Origin of the sequence: Streptococcus plurextorum DSM 22810, assembly GCF_000423745.1 — a bacterium.
Classification (GTDB): Bacteria; Bacillota; Bacilli; order Lactobacillales; family Streptococcaceae; genus Streptococcus; species Streptococcus plurextorum.
This window is the reverse complement of the sequence record NZ_AUIO01000016.1, coordinates 1-15,211: the sequence shown is the minus strand read 5'-3', so window position 1 is coordinate 15,211 and position 15,211 is coordinate 1. Positions and strand designations below refer to the sequence as shown.

The following is a 15,211-nucleotide window of genomic DNA, read 5'->3' as shown; positions in this document are numbered from 1 at the left end:
TTCAAAAAGTGGGGGGGTACCCATAAAATTCTTGAAATTCCTTCTTTCTCTTTTTTTGCCAATAAATTCCCTGACCGACAACCTTATCATTGACTCTATCATGAAATGTATTATGTTTGCGATTAGTTAACGCTAAACAATTCCATTCTACGAATTCAAGTTCAGGATATTCAGACACAGGAAAGATATGATGAATCATTTCAGCTGGAGCTGATAAACCATATCTCAGACTTTCTTGACAAAGGTAGTCAGACTTCCTCATCATCTTGTCTCGGAACTTTTCCCACTTCCTAGTCTTCAAGGATTGTCTGACTGGCTTGTAATAGTGTGCCATACGTTCCTCCTTGACAATGCAAAAAGGACAAGTCAACGACCTGTCCCTCTCATACAAGAAATCTATGGTACCATAATAAACTCTTTTTCGTGAGAAAACAAGTACCCTTTTTTCTCATCTTTGACGAGTGGAGTTTTTGGACTGTGTATCTTAGTACATCTAAAATCATTTATACCCCTCCTCAAAACTATACCAATTTGTCCCTTGAGTTTGTCATACTGTATATTCTGTTAAACTCAGCGAAAGCCCTTGGACTGTTGATATAATTGCACCTGTTAAGATTTTTATTTTTAAGTTTGACAACTTTTCAATATGACAAACTTAATAGCTAAAAAATAAAAAGAGTCAGATTTTAAACTTGGCCATATTCTTCTTGAAAGTGACTTGTTTGTCTCCGATGTAAATAAGCGTAGTTCGTTCTGACGAGTGGTTGAATATGGTCATTAAGTCGTTAACTCCATCAAATTTTTGGTAATAGAAAAAACCGAATGTCTTTCTGATTGAGTGTGCAGCTATGTTATCGATATCTAGCTCTGTGGCAACGTGCTTCAGTATCTGGTCGAATCGCTGTCTGCTGATTGGCTTATTCTTCCCTTGTCTGCTCTTAAATACAAAGTGATTAAGAGGTTTCCCTTTTACGAAAGCACGCATGGATTTCTTGAGCTCTGGAGTCATTCTGACTTCACGGAGTTTCTGGGTCTTTCTTTCCCTGAGCTTGATATCCCATCCTTGTACATCCCTTACTCTGATGTTCAGGATATCTGTGATTCTGTATCCAGTATATAAAGCTGTTTCAAAGAGTAGATAGTACATCTCATTCCATTCTCTCAAATAGTCTTCAATTTCATGGATAACATCTCTGTCGGTAATTGGATCCATTCTGTTCATGGTCTCACCTCCTTTCGACTAAACGAAAAAGCCAGCCTTAATGACTGACTTGCTATGACTTCTGTTGAAACAACTCTTTCTTTAAAAATTAAGGATATCTCCCAGAATGTTGACTGCGTTTTGTTTTCAGAAGTTCATGCTACAATAATAAATCGTTTTCTGTGAGAATACAAGGTACTTTTTTTCTCATTTTACAACTCACCCTTCAATATTGCATATTGCTCCAAAATGATTCTTCTACGACGGTAGACGGTAGCACGGCTCATGAACTTCTGGTCTGCAATTTCTTCCCAGCGTAGTTGTGGGTACTGCCAGCGTAGATTAAAGATTTCCTTGTCTTCGTCGATTAGGTTAGCAAGTAGCTTGTCCACAATCTCCTTGAAACCTTCCAAGAACTTCAATGTCGAATCATCTGCGAGTTTGATAGCAGCGGTTTCTGTAGGTTTGCTGATTCCGATTGAAGGACCGCCTTGACTGTCTGGATTTCTTGTTGTCAACTCCAGCCTTCGTAAATCTATGGTTCGCTGGATACCTCGGAACTTGAACAATTCCTCGTCTAGCGTTTTGAGTTCTCTGTCGCTCAGTTTCTTCAATTGTCACCTCCAAATTCTTGAAAAATGCCACTAAGACATCAAAAATATAAGCAATGGTTTTTCCTGTTTTCCTAATTGCAATAGTTACAGTATTCCGGACCTCTTCAAACTGTTCAGGAGTTAGCTGAGCCAATTCTTGAGCTAGTCTTTCTTGCTCACGCTGTAAAGCCTGCTTAGCTTTTTTCTTCTTGATTCTTTTATTCATGCGTAACCTCAAGATGTTCTTTTCATCACATTCTCTTTAAAGTCATCAATTTCTTGCGTGACCTTTTTTAAAAGATTTTGTTCAACCATTACATCATGTTCGCTAGCACCTTTCCTTTTGATGTAGTGCTGCAAAGCATGTTTAACAATCTGCATTTGCTTGTACTTCAAATACATGCCTTCGCCCTCCATCTTCTCGTATTAGCCCTTTTCTTCGCTACTTCCCTGGCCATTTCGTCCCAGACATAGTCAGCATTTTCAAGCATGAGGTCCACGCATTTATCTTTAAGAGTCTCAATGGCAACTTGGTCCTCTTCCTTTTCTCGGTAGCAAGCTGCCAACTCCTTTTTAAGCTCAGTTATTTCTTCAACGTAGCGGTCTTCAGGGCTAATCACATTCGGACTATCAAATGTAATTGTGTCAATTTGACAGCCTAACAGTGTTCGTAAAACCATTTCAACATCATCGACTACAACACCAAGACCAGCTCTATTGAGAGTGCTGGTGATTATTGGCATTTTTTGATCATTAGCTGCTACTGGCTGAGGAATAGTATAGCCAAGTTGTCTTGCGTAATCCGAGGTATGCTTTGCAATTCTATTATTTGCACAGATAATCTGATTACCTGTCGCATGACTTTCCAAAATAGCCATTGTAGTTTTGCAAAAACAACGCCCGAATCCAATAATTTTAGTCATTTATTACCTCCAGTTCTACATCAATATCAGTCGGGATATTCCCATCCCAGACATAGGAATTTTTCAGGATGTACTCATTGTATTTTGTTGCGGTACTATTGGCACGTTGCTTGTAGGATTGAGCCCACGACTGATGTTCCTTATTGTCGGAATCCTTGTACTGCTCGTATGCTAATTTATCATTTTGATAAGACGAGATCATACTTCGTGCAGTATCTTCGACATTCTTGCGAATTTTATATGATGTTTGCTCGTTGACCCTTTGGACCTCATAGTCCTTTTGATTCAATATTCCTCGAATCTGTGGAGAAAATATCCACAGCACTATGCAGACAATTGCTGCAACAATGTAGATTAAACATCCAGACTCTTTCATTTTCATCATTGTCCTCTTCCTGTCACGTTTACAATTGGATTTGTCACTTCAAATGGAATGTCTGAATACAAGTATTCCCCTGTCCATTCGATGTACTTGCCATCTACTGTGAAAAAGAAAATGCCATTGTCGTTTTCTCCATAGGAGCCGTCCACATCTGGAAGCCATTCATTTTCCTTTGTAAAATCACTTCCTGAAACCAACTCATAATACTCCGAGTCTGGTGTTAGGAATGAGTTTAGGGAGGAAACTTTGCCATCTACTGTGAATGTCCCGACAACTGCTGAACTATTCATCAGCAAGATATAGCCCATTGGCTTCTCGATTTTTGAGGGTAACTGCACAGCTTTTTCGCGTTGACCGTTGACCCAGTATGCACGTCGAATGAGATTGTACCGTTCAAGAGAATAATTGATGTCGGTCGGTGTTGGTTGCTCATCAGAGAAATTGTCAGCCAAGGCCAATGTGGACTGTTTATCCTCGTAGGCACTTGTAGAAGTAGTGGCATCGCAAGCGGCCAATGTCATGATGCTTGCGAGTGCAATTGCGGTTGATAGTAATTTTTGAAATTTCATTATTTTCCTCCTGTAATTTTTTTAAAGTGATTTTTGCATAAATCCATGCCATGAAATCTATTTGAGCAACTGTCACAGAGTGGATTGTCGCATGTAATAATCCCTGTTTTTTGTTCTTTGAATAGGCTATAATTTCGAAAAAATGTTACTCGTGATTCGCCAAGTACGAAATCGCAAAGCTTAGTTGCTTCTTTCTTATGGCATTCGTGGCAAATATCATATTTTGGAATATATTGGACAATATCAGCGGTCATGCAACACTCCTAAAACGGCAAGTCGTCATCTGTAATATCCATCGGCTGGCCGCTGAACCCTGGTGGCATTTGCTCGTCCATACTTGAATAGTTAGCACTATTGTCACGCTTTTCCAGAATGTTGAAGGCTCCAACTGCAACATTATTAGGTGTGTAGCGTAGCTCCACATCTCTAGTCAACCGACCGACTAAAACAACATTGTTAATCATTGTTAACCTCCTCAATAAAATTATCAACCACAGTTCTAACTGACTGAGCCATGTTGTTAGTTCCGTCCACATAGCCATCTCGCCAGCTTTTTAACTCTGGTTTATCTTCTGTCAGTTGACTCATATAGTACCCAACATTATCAGCAGCTTTTTCAACTGCTCCAGCGATATGGTTCAGCGTTTGAGCAATGAGCTCAAGTTCACGCTTCTTACGCTTGTTCCGCTGTCGTTTGTTCATGGTCTCCCTCCCATTCAAAATTGATGACAATCTTAATGATTTCAACAATGGCTTTCTTGGCTCTGGTATCAGCGCTTGAAGACCATTTATCCCAAGTATCGCTCAAAGGCATAAATCCCTTATCAAAACAATATTCCGTAAAATCCGTAGATAAGACATCTTCTTTATCTAAAACATCGTCATACTCATCTAACTGATAACGAAAATTTTCACCTAGTAACTTTGTGATTTCAAAACTAGTATCAGTGTAGTTTCTGAGATAAAACCGTCGCATATTATCCAAGTACAACAGCTTATCAGCAAATGTATAATCTTTATTTGTGCCCTCTGTAAATCTTGTAAAACTCTTTTTGACCAGAGTTTCAAGATCATCAGGCAAGTTCTCTGTCTCAATCGGTTCAATGTAAGGTAGTCTAATTTTCATTACCAATCCTCCCCATTCTCAACACGAGTGACCAGGCAAGCACCACAGACACCCGTTTGAAAAATCGAATTATAATCTGTTTCATCTTTTTTTTGTCAACATATAAAATGATTTTGCAGTCTTCACAAGCTAGTTCATTCTGCTTCATGCTTTCGCTCCTCCTCCTCAATCAACCAATCAAGGTTCTTTCTTGCTTTTTTCAGGTCTTCCAGACCGTTTTTCTTTTGATAGCGTAGCTGATACTTCAAGGCATTTCCGAGATGAAAGCCTTTCAGCTGTTCTGGTGTCATGAAATTTCTAAGTACATCAATTGACTCCATACCATAGTTGCCTTGATAATGGCTTGGATTGTTCACGTTGTCATGCACAACCCTAACCCCTGTAAACTGACCTTCTTTAGTTGGCATGTTTAATCGCTTAGTCGTAAAATCACAATGTGTCATCAACTCCCACGTCCTTTCAGAAAATTTGGTATTGGATCGCCTATGTTAATTTGGTCATATTGCTCTTTAGTGACCATAAATTTCCCATAGGCTCCAACCGTCACAATGTACCTTCTTTGGATAATTTCCTTGTCTGTCACAGTACCAACCATTTCAGCACCCGCATTGTCTACTTGATAGACAATGATTTTGGGTTGCTCAATCTTGGCATCTAGCTTGTCAATCTTGTAGATGATCAACAAAGGTGTCACGAGGACTGACAGTAAAATGCAAAAGTTACCGATACCTGTTAAAGTCTTTCTCACAAGTCCGCCTCCTTCACAAATACCCCGTCAACCATCTTGCCTTTTCGGTCCTTGATTTCGTCATAAGCGATTTTTAGACAAGTATCAGCCGTTGTGCAATTATGGATAGCGACAGAATGGATGTTGCTGTGTAGCATAATCAAATCTGGCTTGATTAGTGGTGTCTTGGTTTCATCGTAAAATACATGCTTGTGTAATTTGTTGGCGAGATTGCCAAGACTGGCAACCATCAGCAGCAATTCCATCTCTTCTGGTGTCGCTCGAATGTCGGCACCATTCTTGATCTGCAATTCCAGACCAGTCAAGACAACCTGCATGTCGCCTAGGGCATCCTTAATCAGATCAGACCTGCCTTTGGCAACACCTTCAAACAATTCTCCAGCTTCCTCCATCAGTTTCTAAAACTTCTTAACTGGATTTGCTTCGTGTAAGTTACGGTCGATAAACCACTGTTGGACCTTTTCATCTAACGTTTTAGTCATTTTTGTTCTTTCTCCTTTTCTTTTGAAACTGTAATCAAGTAATAACAATCAACTGCCCCATAATCAATCCTGATAGTATTTCCACTCATACTTTTGCGAAAACGTGGATTGTTGATAGCTGATGATGATTTTTGGTGTGCTTTGAGTGCATCGATAGCATCCTGGACCTGAACAAAGTTTCCGAGATGATGTCTGCGATATCCATTGAAGATAAAATATAGCTCAATCATATAATTTAATAAAATCCTTATACACCTTGCTAAATATCTCAATCACAAGTTTTTGAGGTATATTTGACCTCTCATTGTATGACTTTGAAAAATGTCCCCATTCGATTTCCTGTTTAATGATTTCATTTTTCAAATCTAAGTTGATATTGCTAGCAAACTTTGTAGGTTTTTGAAGTGGATAATCATAGTTGTTATACCTTGTGATGTTTAGGTAAGGTAACTTAAATCCCATAACATCCTCAATAATCCTTATCAGGTACTTTCCACTCAGATGTTTCACCATATAATCTTTTGACTCCAATAGGGCTAACTTTCCGACCATAGTATCTTCTTTTTTCTGGCCCTGAAAAATACGGTGGATCTACAATTGCAAGGTCGAAATAACCATTTGGATATTTGGCCATCACTTCAAGACAGTCTGCATTGATAAATTCACTCATCAATACCTCCTATCTTCCGTCTCTTTCGGATATGCAAAGCTGTTACCCACCACACCTTCCAAAATCCGACTGGATAAGGCGCCATTTCCGTAATCATCTGCATACAAGGTTTTGATTTCCTTGCTGGTCAGATTCGTGTTGATGATCGTGTTGCTCCGTTTGTCCAAAATCTCATAGAGTATCTGATGTGTCCACTCGTTGTTGCGAGTGTCAGCCTTACGACTCTCTTTCCCAAGGTCGTCCAAAAAGAGAAAATCAACTTTGCTGAGTAATTCAATCATCTCAGCCTGTGAGTAGCCGTTGTCTGTGTGGAAACTCTCCTTGATTTTGGTAAAGAGAGTGACAAGTGATACAAAGAGCACCGACCTCGGATGTCCGTAAGCCTTGAATTGCTCATTCATGTACTTGGCCAAGCCGTATGTCAGATGGCTCTTGCCAACTCCTGACGGCCCTGTCACAATGGCATTGCCAAAGCCCTCATGCCGGTAGAATTGCTCAATCCTCTTGGCAAAATTGATAGCCTTCTGGTCAATATCAGCCTTGACCTCATAATTCTCAAGGCTTTTACTTTTTAGTTTGTCAGATACCAGACTGTCTCTCTCAAAGACTGCGTATGTATCAGCAAGCTTATTGTTGACCTTGCTCTGACTGTTCAGCTTGTTTTCAAAGATATTGATAGCTGCCTTGGTACACTCTGGACACTGTTTGAGTTCTTCCAGTTGGCCCTTAATCGGTACCTTGGTCAACCAAAGCTGACAACCGTGGACCTCACAGGTTTCGTCCAGCACATTCTTCGTTTGAAATGTCATCAAAAGCCCAACCTTTCGTCTGTCCTATCGTCTGCCTGTCGCGCCTGTTTCGGCATCGGCTTGTTCAAGTAGTTGTCCATCTTGTTGCCAAAGAGGGTCTGCGGTTGCAAGTATTGCTCATAGTCAGTCCCTTTCCAGCTAGCTGTCATCACATCAACCACCTTTTTGAAATCTTCCAAGCTATACCCTTCATTTAGTCGTGCTTGGATAACCTTCTGATGGCTCCGTGATTTCGCTTGAAAATTCCTACCAGCTACATTGTTTAAGTAATCCAAAATTTCTTTGCAAGTCGACAAGATATTATTACTAATATCAGTCTTACTAATATCAGTCTTTATTGTCTGAACTTTTTGAGGGTCGAGAGCCGTAGTTTTTACGGTTCTGTCTCCCAAATTTTGCGGTTCTGAACTAGATTCTGGACCTTTGATATACAGACGGTTGGGTTTTGTCAATCCTTGTCTTTCTTCCAGTAAAAGCCCAGCCTCTTTCAATTCTTTTTTGGTCTTGGTCACAGTGTTCTCAGAGCAACCCAATTCCTCGCAAAATTCGCTATTGGTAAAGTACATAAAAACCTGACCTTTTGTGTCGTGCCAAGCATTATCAAGCGACAAGCTCAGCCGATTAAAGAGCATGGCATACATGAGCTTGGCATTGCTTGACAGGCTCTTATAAGGCTCTTTAAAGAGCCACTTAGGCAGCTGGATGTACTGGTATTTCTCAACCTCTTTCCTGAAAAATGTTTCAGCCATTTCCTTCCTCCTTCACGCTTGAAAACTTGGTGTATTCCTTATGGAAATAGAGCTTGACAGTTCCCAGACTTCCATGTCTGTTTTTCTTGATGATCAGCTCCGTCAGATTGCTTTCTACCTGAGCGTCCTTGTGCTCTTGGTAGTAGTCATCACGATAGAGAAAGGTGATGATGTCAGCGTCCTGCTCGATACTGCCTGACTCTCGCAAGTCTGACAAGATAGGGCGCTTGTCCTGCCGTTGCTCCACACTACGAGAAAGCTGAGACAGGGCGATAACAGGCACTTTCAATTCCTTAGCAAGAATTTTCAACTGCCGTGAGATTTCTGACACTTCCTGTTGACGATTATCCGACCGTGACCCTTGGATAAGCTGGAGATAGTCAATGACAATCAAGCCCAGTCCGTCCATCTCTTGTGCCAAGCGCCGTGCCCTAGCTCTGATGTCTGTAATCCTTACACCTGCCGAATCATCAATAAAGATAGGCGCGTCCGCTAGCTGACTCTGTGCAAAGACCAACCTCTGCCATTCCTCTGCTGATAGTTGCCCCGTCCTGATGTGATGGCTCAGGATAGTCCCCTCACTAGCAAGCATACGCTCCACCAGGCTCTCTGCACCCATCTCCAGCGAGAAAATCGCCACAGGCTTGCCTGACTTGGTTGCCACATTTTGGGCAATGTTAAGGGCAAAAGCCGTCTTCCCCATGGCTGGACGTGCCGCAAGGATAATCAAATTATCCTCGTGCAAACCCGTTGTCAGCTTATCAAAGTCATAAAATCCAGTAGCCGTTCCAGTGACGACACTACTCTGACTAGCCCGCTCCTCGATGTGCTCGTGATTTTCCATCAGTACGTCATGAATAGGCCGAAAACTACTCTTGTTGCTGGATTGACTAACCTCAATCAGCGATTTCTCCGCCTTGGCGATAATCTCGTCAATAGCCATGTCCTCATCGTAAGCATTGCCGATAGAGTCAGACAGATTGCCGATGATAGCACGCAACTGTGCCTTTTTTGCCACAATCTTGGCATAATGCTCCGCATGGGCACTGGTTGGCACCACGTTCAAAATCTCAGTCAGATAGGGAATCCCACCAACGGCATTAAGTCCGCCTTGGCTTTCCAGCTCTGCCTTGACCGTGACAATGTCAATAGCCTCGCCTCGGTTGGTCAAGGTCGTCATGACCTTGAATAAGGTCTGATGGGCTGGTTTGTAAAAGTCCGCTGGTGTCAGATGCTCCGCCACCGTCACAAGTACCTCTGGCTTGATGAAGATAGCCCCCAGCACCGACTGCTCAGCCGCCACATCTTGAGGTAAAACTCGTAATTCTTCCATCGCCAACCTCAATCCACAAAAACTTCTTTGCGAGTTTCTGGGTCAATGTCAACACGACGACCAGTCTTATAGTCGATAAAACCTTTAGGTCTAAAATCGCAAACATTAAGAGACCTGTTAGCTACTTCGCGTTCTTTTAATTTATGTCGTAGCCTGATATGAGCGATGACCAGCTTAATAAATGATACAGCTACGACCGTTCCTGTTACGATGATTAGTAAATTGTTCATAATTTTCCTCTTGCTAAATAGCTGTTTTCTGCCAATTCTCGTGATACCAGTCAATGACAGCATCACGAGGAAATTTGTCTCGTTTCCCCTCAATCCGTGGGAAATCCCTGTGACTATTAAAGCGTGCGTCGAATGTCGCCGTGTCCTTAGTTCCAAGCAACATCTCAGCGCATTCCGACTTGTTCAGTTCCATGGGAAAGCGCCGCTTTTCGTCAATAACAACGTGCATGACTTTGAGCGCCCTATCCATCAGACCAGCTTCAAACTGATCCAGCAGTTGATTCATCAGGTCATTCATGGTATAATCTCCTTGTAAATTGTTTATGTTAAAGCCTGATTGCCGTCAGGCTTTTTCTGTTTGCCAATACTCATCCAGATTGATAGACATGACAGCAGCAAGATTCTTCTGCTCCGTCCGTATCTGTGCCCGATAAGGGGCAAGCCCTGCATCTCGCTCCTCCTTGTTTCGTGGCAAGTAGTAGCCGTTTGGCTTGTTTTTCTTTGCAACAATCGGCTGACGAAAGGTTACTCTGAGGCTTTCAATGACTTCCTCTATCTTTCGCTTGCTGAGCCCGATGTCTTGCCTCAACTCTCTTGCCTGGATGGGCAAGTCATAGCTGGCACCGTTCTTGATGGCATTCAACACCTTGATTTCGGTTGGAGTCATATCTCGGATATAGTTCATCACTCGTCCTCCAATCTCGTCCAACTCTCGTCTATGTGTAAGACATCAGATATCTTATTTTTCAGCTTGTCACTTCCTTTGCCGTATTTCAAAAGCTCCGAGATAGTTGCCTTAGCAACCCCGCAAGCACGAGCAAGATGTGTCTGCGTCATGTCTTCCGCTTCCAGCTTGTCCTTAACAAGCTGGATCCATTTTTTCTGTTGTTGACTCATGTTTTTCCTTTCTTTGATATAATTGACTTATCATCACGGAAAGGAGGATAAGTCGTGAAGAATTTTGATGATTTCTTAACAACTTTAAGTCATGATGAAGTTGTTAAGATTTTGGATTCTGCAAATAAAAAACTTGAAGAAACTAGAACTCTGGATGAACTTGCTCAAGCTGTATATCCGATTTCGTTTTACGTATCTTTAGGTCTTCTTGCAAAGTACCATGAATGGCTGAACCAATAGCCGTTACAGTTTCTGAGGTTAGAGGTAAAATTCTAACCTCTTTTTGAGCTGTATCACTCATCTTTTTCCTCCTTTTTATTATTTTTGCTAAAAAGTTAGCGAACTTCTTGACAAATTCTAAAACTAGTTTTAGAATAAAGGCATAGAGAAAAGACCTGCTTAAAGCTAGGCTTAACCCTTAAAAACCGACGCCAATCAGTTGTTTAGGCTTTATTTTTTGCTTGTCTTGTTCGCTAACTGTTTAGCTTACGAATATAATTCTATAACTAATTCTAAAATTTGTCAACGATTTTATAACTAGTTTTAGAAATATTTTTTCGTGTGCTTTGGAAAGGTTGATATTTCAATGTTTTTAGCATTCGATAGAATTAAAGAATTAGCTGATAAACAAGCAATTTCATTGAATGTGCTTGAAGAACGACTTGGATATAGTACAAATTATTTGTATAGCTTGAAAAGAGGAAATCCTAAGTCTGATAGGCTTCAAGAAATTGCTGACTATTTCAACGTCAGCACGGATTACCTGCTCGGTCGCACCGATAATCCACGGATTGCCAGTGATGAAACAGCAGACAATAACATTTCTCCTGCTGAAACACAATTACTAGCTGCCTTCCGAAATCAGACACACAATATGACCGAGGAAGACAAAATTCGATTTAACAAAGCGATTGAAAGCATGATGGTAACGGCTAAGACCATCATGGATGATGAGAGCAAGTGGAGGTAACTATGGCTAGAAAAGTCATACCACTCAGACAGTATATCCAACATTGGGACTACGCCGTTCCCGTGATTGAAGCAACTGCTAAAAAGAATAGCCTACCACTTGAACAGGTCACCTTTCAGCACATCATAAATCACTTTGAACGAACCTATAACATTCATTTTGTCTTTTTCGAAAAAGATCCATTCCCAGGACTTCCACCTGTTGGCTTACTTAGCACAGAGCACGTCAGATATCGAGGTCTAGTCACTAACTCAGATGTCACCTACTTGGATGACATCATCTGTCAGCATAACGACGGCTTTACCATCTATGATGAGGAAAAAGATAGATACCTCGTCTATATCAATCAGACACATATCAAACGCCGAGTTATCTTTACCATCTTGCATGAGCTCGCCCACATCGTAGCACACTTCAGCACAGGGCGGTCTGATGAAGTTGCCCTAGCTTGTGCCAGCAACTACCTAGACAACCCACTAGAGACCGAAGCTAGCACCATGGCCTCACTCTTTTATATCAATAACAACCGCATGGTTTGGCACCTCAAAAATGGACACACCTATGAGGAGATCAGACAAGCTAACACCATCAGCGATAAAGCCCTCTTTAATCGTTTAGTTGACTTTGTCCACTATCGGATATTCACCTATGAAGAACACCTTTTGGACGAACAACAACAACGACGATCAGCCATCGACCTTGTAAAAAAATTCAAACAAGGCAATAACTTGCTACAAAAGTATTATGATATTGATGTCTGATGGGAAAGGAGGAAAATGGATAACAAACAACAACTAACAGCAGCAAGAGATATGCTGCTAAAAATTGCCAATCACCCACATAATCCAAAATTCAATAATCTAGCAAAATCAGAGATAACGAGAGCTAAGATTTTTCGGACTGAAAACCTCAACAGACCTCAGAAATATAATCGCTATAAACGAGGAACTATCGTCTTTATCCATTTTGGGACAAATACAGGGACAGAATTTTCAAATTCTCATTTTGGAATAGTCCTAGATAAGAAAGATCACCCAAACAATGGAAAATTAACAGTACTACCTTTAACTTCTAAAAAAGGGAAAAATAATATCTCAATAGGGAAAGCTGTCTTTTCAGAGATAATGAACGAAAATGAGACGGCTGTTAATAAAATCAAAGAACTCTTTAAGCTGACAGATGCTATTGAACTCTCAAGCTTCAATTTGCCAGAAGGGGGCTATATTTATCGGCCAAATGAAGATACTGAACAAACTAGACTATGGTTAGACTACTATAATCGTCATGACCCAGACGGGAAATTTGTCCCAGTAGAAATTGATACCATTAGAAAATGGCTTCAAGCCGATACTGATAAGATCACTTCACTAAAAACTCGCTATGCTAACTATGATAAAGTATCGTATGCTAAAATAGATTCCATTACATCAGTTAGCAAACTTAAAATAGCTGAGCCAATCAATGACCTCGACCCAATAGGTAAGATTTCTTTGTCCAAAGAAATTATGGACAACATTGACCAGGCACTAGCAAAACAATTGCTTTCTGGAAAGTGGCTGAAATTTGACAAAGAAACCAAATAGTGATATAATACAGGTAAATCTTGGTAGTACCTACTACCATTGAAACATTATTTTGGAGCAATTCAACTCCACTGTAAGCACCTGTACTTTGTATAGGTGCTTTTTATGATTTAAAGGGAGAAACACATGAAAAAACTACTAACAGGAACCATCACGCTATTGTCAGTCGCAACGCTCGTGGCATGTTCGTCATCAAGCAATGAATCAACAACATCAACAAGTGAAGCACTAACGACACAATCAGAAACAACTACGCAAGCCAAGGTTGATAATAGCCAGTATGACAGCATTGTAGCTGAAATCAAGTCAACACTTGACCCAGAAAATACTGGAGAAGTTACCGTAGAGATTGAAAATGATGTCATTGATTCCGAATACCCAGATGGGCATAACATCATCCGAGTTTTGCTGACAGGAGAATCACAAAAAGCAGCAAAAGAAGCATTGGATGCCGTCTACTCAAATACTGCAACGACTGACCAAAGTAATGCCATCACATTACTCCGTATGTCTATCTCCGAACTGGCTAAAAAGTTGCCGGACGATACAACGGTGATAAATTTTGGATATGAAATCTCTGCTGATCAGTATGACTTGATTGCAAAATCATCAAAAACTCAAGACATCATCCCCGTTGGCGAATTGATTGTAGAATAAACAAAAAAGCCCCATGCTCAAATTTTGGTCGACGAGAGCATGAGGCGGTTGGTAGAGTCAAGAACCTGCTTTGCAGTAGGTCTCTTTACTATACCCATTTTAACAGAAAAATGAGGTGAAAACAATGGCATCGACGAGAAAAAGAGGGAAGTATTACGAATACCGCGTTGTATACCGCGATAGTTTAGGTGAAAGACACGAGGCTTTCGGAAGTGGTTTTAAAACACGAGCGCAAGCAAGAGCGGCAGGTCAAAAAAGGGAAGTTGAGCTTCGAACTGCTCCTATGTCGAATAGCGATATCACATTACTTGACTATTACATAGCTTGGGCGGAACTGTATAAGAGACCGCACGTTGTTAAAAAAACATGGAATTCATACGAACAAACTCGAAAACACATCATCAAGTATTTTGGTCAAATTAAACTAAAAGAGATGTCCCCTATCCGATACCAAGAATTTTTAAACAAGTTCGGATCCAAGTATGCACAAGATACTATTGAGCGGACACACTATCACATTAAATCAGCTGTCAAAATCGCTGTCCGTGATCAACTCATTCCATCGAATTTTACGGAAGGGGCTGTGGTTAAATCTCAAAAAGAAAAAAAGCCAGAGGCTGAAAGTTATCTTGAAGAGGATGAATACCTCTACGTCATCTCAAAAACGCAAGAGAATCCTCAATATATTTCACACATGACGCTCTATATTCTGGCTGTTAGTGGGATGAGGTTTGCTGAGGCTATGGGGTTGACTTGGGATGACATTGACTTTGAAAGGCAAGTCTTTATTGTTATTAACACCTGGGACTATTCTGACTCTCAAGATTTTAGCGAGACAAAGAATGAACAATCCGTCCGAGAGATACCTTTTAATGACAACGTAGCCAAGCACTTGCTCAATTTTAAAGAGCATTACTGGAAAGAGAATGAAGATGGTCGTATCTTATTCGGAGCGTCAAATAGAGCCACAAATACAGCTCTGAAACGAATGGTAAAGAGAGATGTCCATCCGCATACTTTAAGACACACATACGCTTCCTATCTCATTTTCAAGGAAGTGCCTGTTGCAAGCATCTCTAAGCTGCTAGGACATAAATCTATTTTGATAACTTTGAAAGTCTATGCCCACCAGTTTGAAAAAATGAAAGAAAAACATCATGCAGAAGTACGAGGAGTCTTAGCAGACATTCATTAGTTGGTGGGCAAATGGTGGGCAAATAGCCATAAACCCTTGATATACCAACGGTTTCAAATCCGTCTACCGCCTTTCAGTACCTGATTTAACAGGA

The 15,211-nt window shown here is 40.8% G+C and carries 28 protein-coding genes and 2 pseudogenes; 6 read left to right on the top strand and 24 right to left on the bottom strand.

From position 1 onward, the window contains the following. Position 1 precedes the first annotated feature (1 nt). The 24 genes and pseudogenes from G575_RS0109900 to G575_RS0109775 form a co-directional block, all read right to left on the bottom strand. On the bottom strand, positions 2–334 hold the full coding sequence (locus G575_RS0109900; RefSeq protein WP_037623002.1) for an HNH endonuclease: 333 nt from the start codon (positions 332–334) through the stop codon (positions 2–4). Positions 335–679: 345 nt separating this feature from the next. Further along, positions 680–1,222: a tyrosine-type recombinase/integrase gene (locus tag G575_RS0109890; protein WP_024390676.1), complete on the bottom strand. Its 543-nt coding sequence runs from the start codon at positions 1,220–1,222 to the stop codon at positions 680–682. A gap of 191 nt (positions 1,223–1,413) precedes the next feature. Continuing rightward, complete coding sequence (locus tag G575_RS0109885) at positions 1,414–1,815, bottom strand: transcriptional regulator (RefSeq protein ID WP_027972580.1); 402 nt, start codon at positions 1,813–1,815, stop codon at positions 1,414–1,416. Positions 1,816–2,028: 213 nt separating this feature from the next. After that, positions 2,029–2,196, bottom strand: coding sequence for a hypothetical protein (locus G575_RS12300; RefSeq protein ID WP_169365914.1), 168 nt, complete (start codon positions 2,194–2,196; stop codon positions 2,029–2,031). Next, complete coding sequence (locus G575_RS11735) at positions 2,187–2,717, bottom strand: hypothetical protein (RefSeq protein WP_051177038.1); 531 nt, start codon at positions 2,715–2,717, stop codon at positions 2,187–2,189. The genes G575_RS12300 and G575_RS11735 overlap by 10 nt, the downstream gene beginning before the upstream one ends. Then, positions 2,710–3,102: a hypothetical protein gene (locus G575_RS0109870; protein WP_027972578.1), complete on the bottom strand. Its 393-nt coding sequence runs from the start codon at positions 3,100–3,102 to the stop codon at positions 2,710–2,712. The genes G575_RS11735 and G575_RS0109870 overlap by 8 nt, the downstream gene beginning before the upstream one ends. Then, positions 3,099–3,668 (bottom strand): hypothetical protein, encoded by a 570-nt coding sequence (locus G575_RS0109865; protein ID WP_037622999.1) that lies wholly within the window; start codon positions 3,666–3,668, stop codon positions 3,099–3,101. Before G575_RS0109865 ends, G575_RS0109870 begins: the two co-directional genes overlap by 4 nt. Beyond that, positions 3,668–3,922: a hypothetical protein gene (locus G575_RS0109860; protein ID WP_027972576.1), complete on the bottom strand. Its 255-nt coding sequence runs from the start codon at positions 3,920–3,922 to the stop codon at positions 3,668–3,670. Before G575_RS0109860 ends, G575_RS0109865 begins: the two co-directional genes overlap by 1 nt. A gap of 9 nt (positions 3,923–3,931) precedes the next feature. Then, the gene (locus G575_RS12665; RefSeq protein ID WP_051177034.1) at positions 3,932–4,132 is read right to left on the bottom strand and encodes a single-stranded DNA-binding protein; all 201 of its coding nucleotides are present in this window, start codon (positions 4,130–4,132) and stop codon (positions 3,932–3,934) included. Beyond that, on the bottom strand, positions 4,125–4,370 hold the full coding sequence (locus tag G575_RS0109850; RefSeq protein ID WP_027972575.1) for a hypothetical protein: 246 nt from the start codon (positions 4,368–4,370) through the stop codon (positions 4,125–4,127). Before G575_RS0109850 ends, G575_RS12665 begins: the two co-directional genes overlap by 8 nt. Continuing rightward, positions 4,342–4,794: a hypothetical protein gene (locus G575_RS0109845; RefSeq protein ID WP_027972574.1), complete on the bottom strand. Its 453-nt coding sequence runs from the start codon at positions 4,792–4,794 to the stop codon at positions 4,342–4,344. The genes G575_RS0109850 and G575_RS0109845 overlap by 29 nt, the downstream gene beginning before the upstream one ends. 134 nt (positions 4,795–4,928) lie before the next feature. After that, positions 4,929–5,237 carry a DUF3310 domain-containing protein gene (locus G575_RS11465; protein ID WP_083958910.1) on the bottom strand — a complete coding sequence of 103 codons (309 nt, stop codon included), beginning with the start codon at positions 5,235–5,237 and terminating at the stop codon, positions 4,929–4,931. Then, on the bottom strand, positions 5,237–5,542 hold the full coding sequence (locus G575_RS0109830) for a DUF1372 family protein (RefSeq protein ID WP_051177031.1): 306 nt from the start codon (positions 5,540–5,542) through the stop codon (positions 5,237–5,239). Before G575_RS0109830 ends, G575_RS11465 begins: the two co-directional genes overlap by 1 nt. Beyond that, complete coding sequence (locus G575_RS11460; RefSeq protein WP_245562424.1) at positions 5,539–5,934, bottom strand: nucleoside triphosphate pyrophosphohydrolase family protein; 396 nt, start codon at positions 5,932–5,934, stop codon at positions 5,539–5,541. The genes G575_RS0109830 and G575_RS11460 overlap by 4 nt, the downstream gene beginning before the upstream one ends. An 86-nt stretch (positions 5,935–6,020) precedes the next feature. Then, positions 6,021–6,254 carry a hypothetical protein gene (locus G575_RS0109820; protein WP_027972572.1) on the bottom strand — a complete coding sequence of 78 codons (234 nt, stop codon included), beginning with the start codon at positions 6,252–6,254 and terminating at the stop codon, positions 6,021–6,023. Continuing rightward, positions 6,247–6,504: pseudogene (locus G575_RS11455) on the bottom strand (DNA methyltransferase); the annotation flags it as partial. The gene G575_RS0109820 and the pseudogene G575_RS11455, both read right to left, overlap by 8 nt. Then, a pseudogene (locus G575_RS12005) lies at positions 6,497–6,694 on the bottom strand (site-specific DNA-methyltransferase); the annotation flags it as partial. The pseudogenes G575_RS11455 and G575_RS12005, both read right to left, overlap by 8 nt. Further along, positions 6,694–7,503, bottom strand: coding sequence for an ATP-binding protein (locus G575_RS0109805; protein ID WP_027972569.1), 810 nt, complete (start codon positions 7,501–7,503; stop codon positions 6,694–6,696). The pseudogene G575_RS12005 and the gene G575_RS0109805, both read right to left, overlap by 1 nt. Then, entirely contained in the window at positions 7,503–8,252 is a 750-nt protein-coding gene (locus G575_RS0109800; protein WP_027972568.1) for a conserved phage C-terminal domain-containing protein, read from the bottom strand. Before G575_RS0109800 ends, G575_RS0109805 begins: the two co-directional genes overlap by 1 nt. Continuing rightward, positions 8,245–9,585, bottom strand: a complete 1,341-nt coding sequence (dnaB, locus tag G575_RS0109795; RefSeq protein ID WP_027972567.1) for a replicative DNA helicase — start codon at positions 9,583–9,585, stop codon at positions 8,245–8,247. Before dnaB ends, G575_RS0109800 begins: the two co-directional genes overlap by 8 nt. 8 nt (positions 9,586–9,593) lie before the next feature. Then, positions 9,594–9,815, bottom strand: a complete 222-nt coding sequence (locus tag G575_RS0109790; protein WP_027972566.1) for a hypothetical protein — start codon at positions 9,813–9,815, stop codon at positions 9,594–9,596. A 13-nt stretch (positions 9,816–9,828) separates the two neighbouring features. Continuing rightward, the gene (locus tag G575_RS0109785) at positions 9,829–10,113 is read right to left on the bottom strand and encodes a hypothetical protein (protein WP_027972565.1); all 285 of its coding nucleotides are present in this window, start codon (positions 10,111–10,113) and stop codon (positions 9,829–9,831) included. A 45-nt stretch (positions 10,114–10,158) separates the two neighbouring features. Continuing rightward, on the bottom strand, positions 10,159–10,500 hold the full coding sequence (locus G575_RS0109780; RefSeq protein ID WP_027972564.1) for a hypothetical protein: 342 nt from the start codon (positions 10,498–10,500) through the stop codon (positions 10,159–10,161). Next, the gene (locus G575_RS0109775; RefSeq protein WP_027972563.1) at positions 10,500–10,712 is read right to left on the bottom strand and encodes a helix-turn-helix domain-containing protein; all 213 of its coding nucleotides are present in this window, start codon (positions 10,710–10,712) and stop codon (positions 10,500–10,502) included. The genes G575_RS0109780 and G575_RS0109775 overlap by 1 nt, the downstream gene beginning before the upstream one ends. Before the next feature lie 54 nt (positions 10,713–10,766). On the opposite strand from G575_RS0109775, the gene G575_RS12230 reads away from it, so the two are divergent. The 6 genes from G575_RS12230 (at position 10,767) to G575_RS0109745 (ending at position 15,117) form a co-directional block, all read left to right on the top strand. After that, positions 10,767–10,952 carry a hypothetical protein gene (locus G575_RS12230; RefSeq protein ID WP_156874745.1) on the top strand — a complete coding sequence of 62 codons (186 nt, stop codon included), beginning with the start codon at positions 10,767–10,769 and terminating at the stop codon, positions 10,950–10,952. Positions 10,953–11,298: 346 nt separating this feature from the next. Beyond that, the gene (locus G575_RS0109765; protein WP_027972562.1) at positions 11,299–11,682 is read left to right on the top strand and encodes a helix-turn-helix domain-containing protein; all 384 of its coding nucleotides are present in this window, start codon (positions 11,299–11,301) and stop codon (positions 11,680–11,682) included. Between the two features lie 2 nt (positions 11,683–11,684). Further along, positions 11,685–12,443 (top strand): ImmA/IrrE family metallo-endopeptidase, encoded by a 759-nt coding sequence (locus G575_RS0109760; RefSeq protein ID WP_027972561.1) that lies wholly within the window; start codon positions 11,685–11,687, stop codon positions 12,441–12,443. A 15-nt stretch (positions 12,444–12,458) separates the two neighbouring features. After that, positions 12,459–13,265, top strand: coding sequence for a MazF family toxin-antitoxin system (locus G575_RS0109755; protein ID WP_027972560.1), 807 nt, complete (start codon positions 12,459–12,461; stop codon positions 13,263–13,265). A 126-nt stretch (positions 13,266–13,391) separates the two neighbouring features. After that, positions 13,392–13,922 carry a hypothetical protein gene (locus G575_RS0109750; RefSeq protein ID WP_027972559.1) on the top strand — a complete coding sequence of 177 codons (531 nt, stop codon included), beginning with the start codon at positions 13,392–13,394 and terminating at the stop codon, positions 13,920–13,922. Positions 13,923–14,046: 124 nt separating this feature from the next. Continuing rightward, a complete protein-coding gene (locus G575_RS0109745) occupies positions 14,047–15,117 on the top strand; it encodes a tyrosine-type recombinase/integrase (protein WP_027972558.1) in 1,071 nt (356 codons plus the stop codon). The last annotated feature ends 94 nt before the right edge of the window (positions 15,118–15,211 follow it).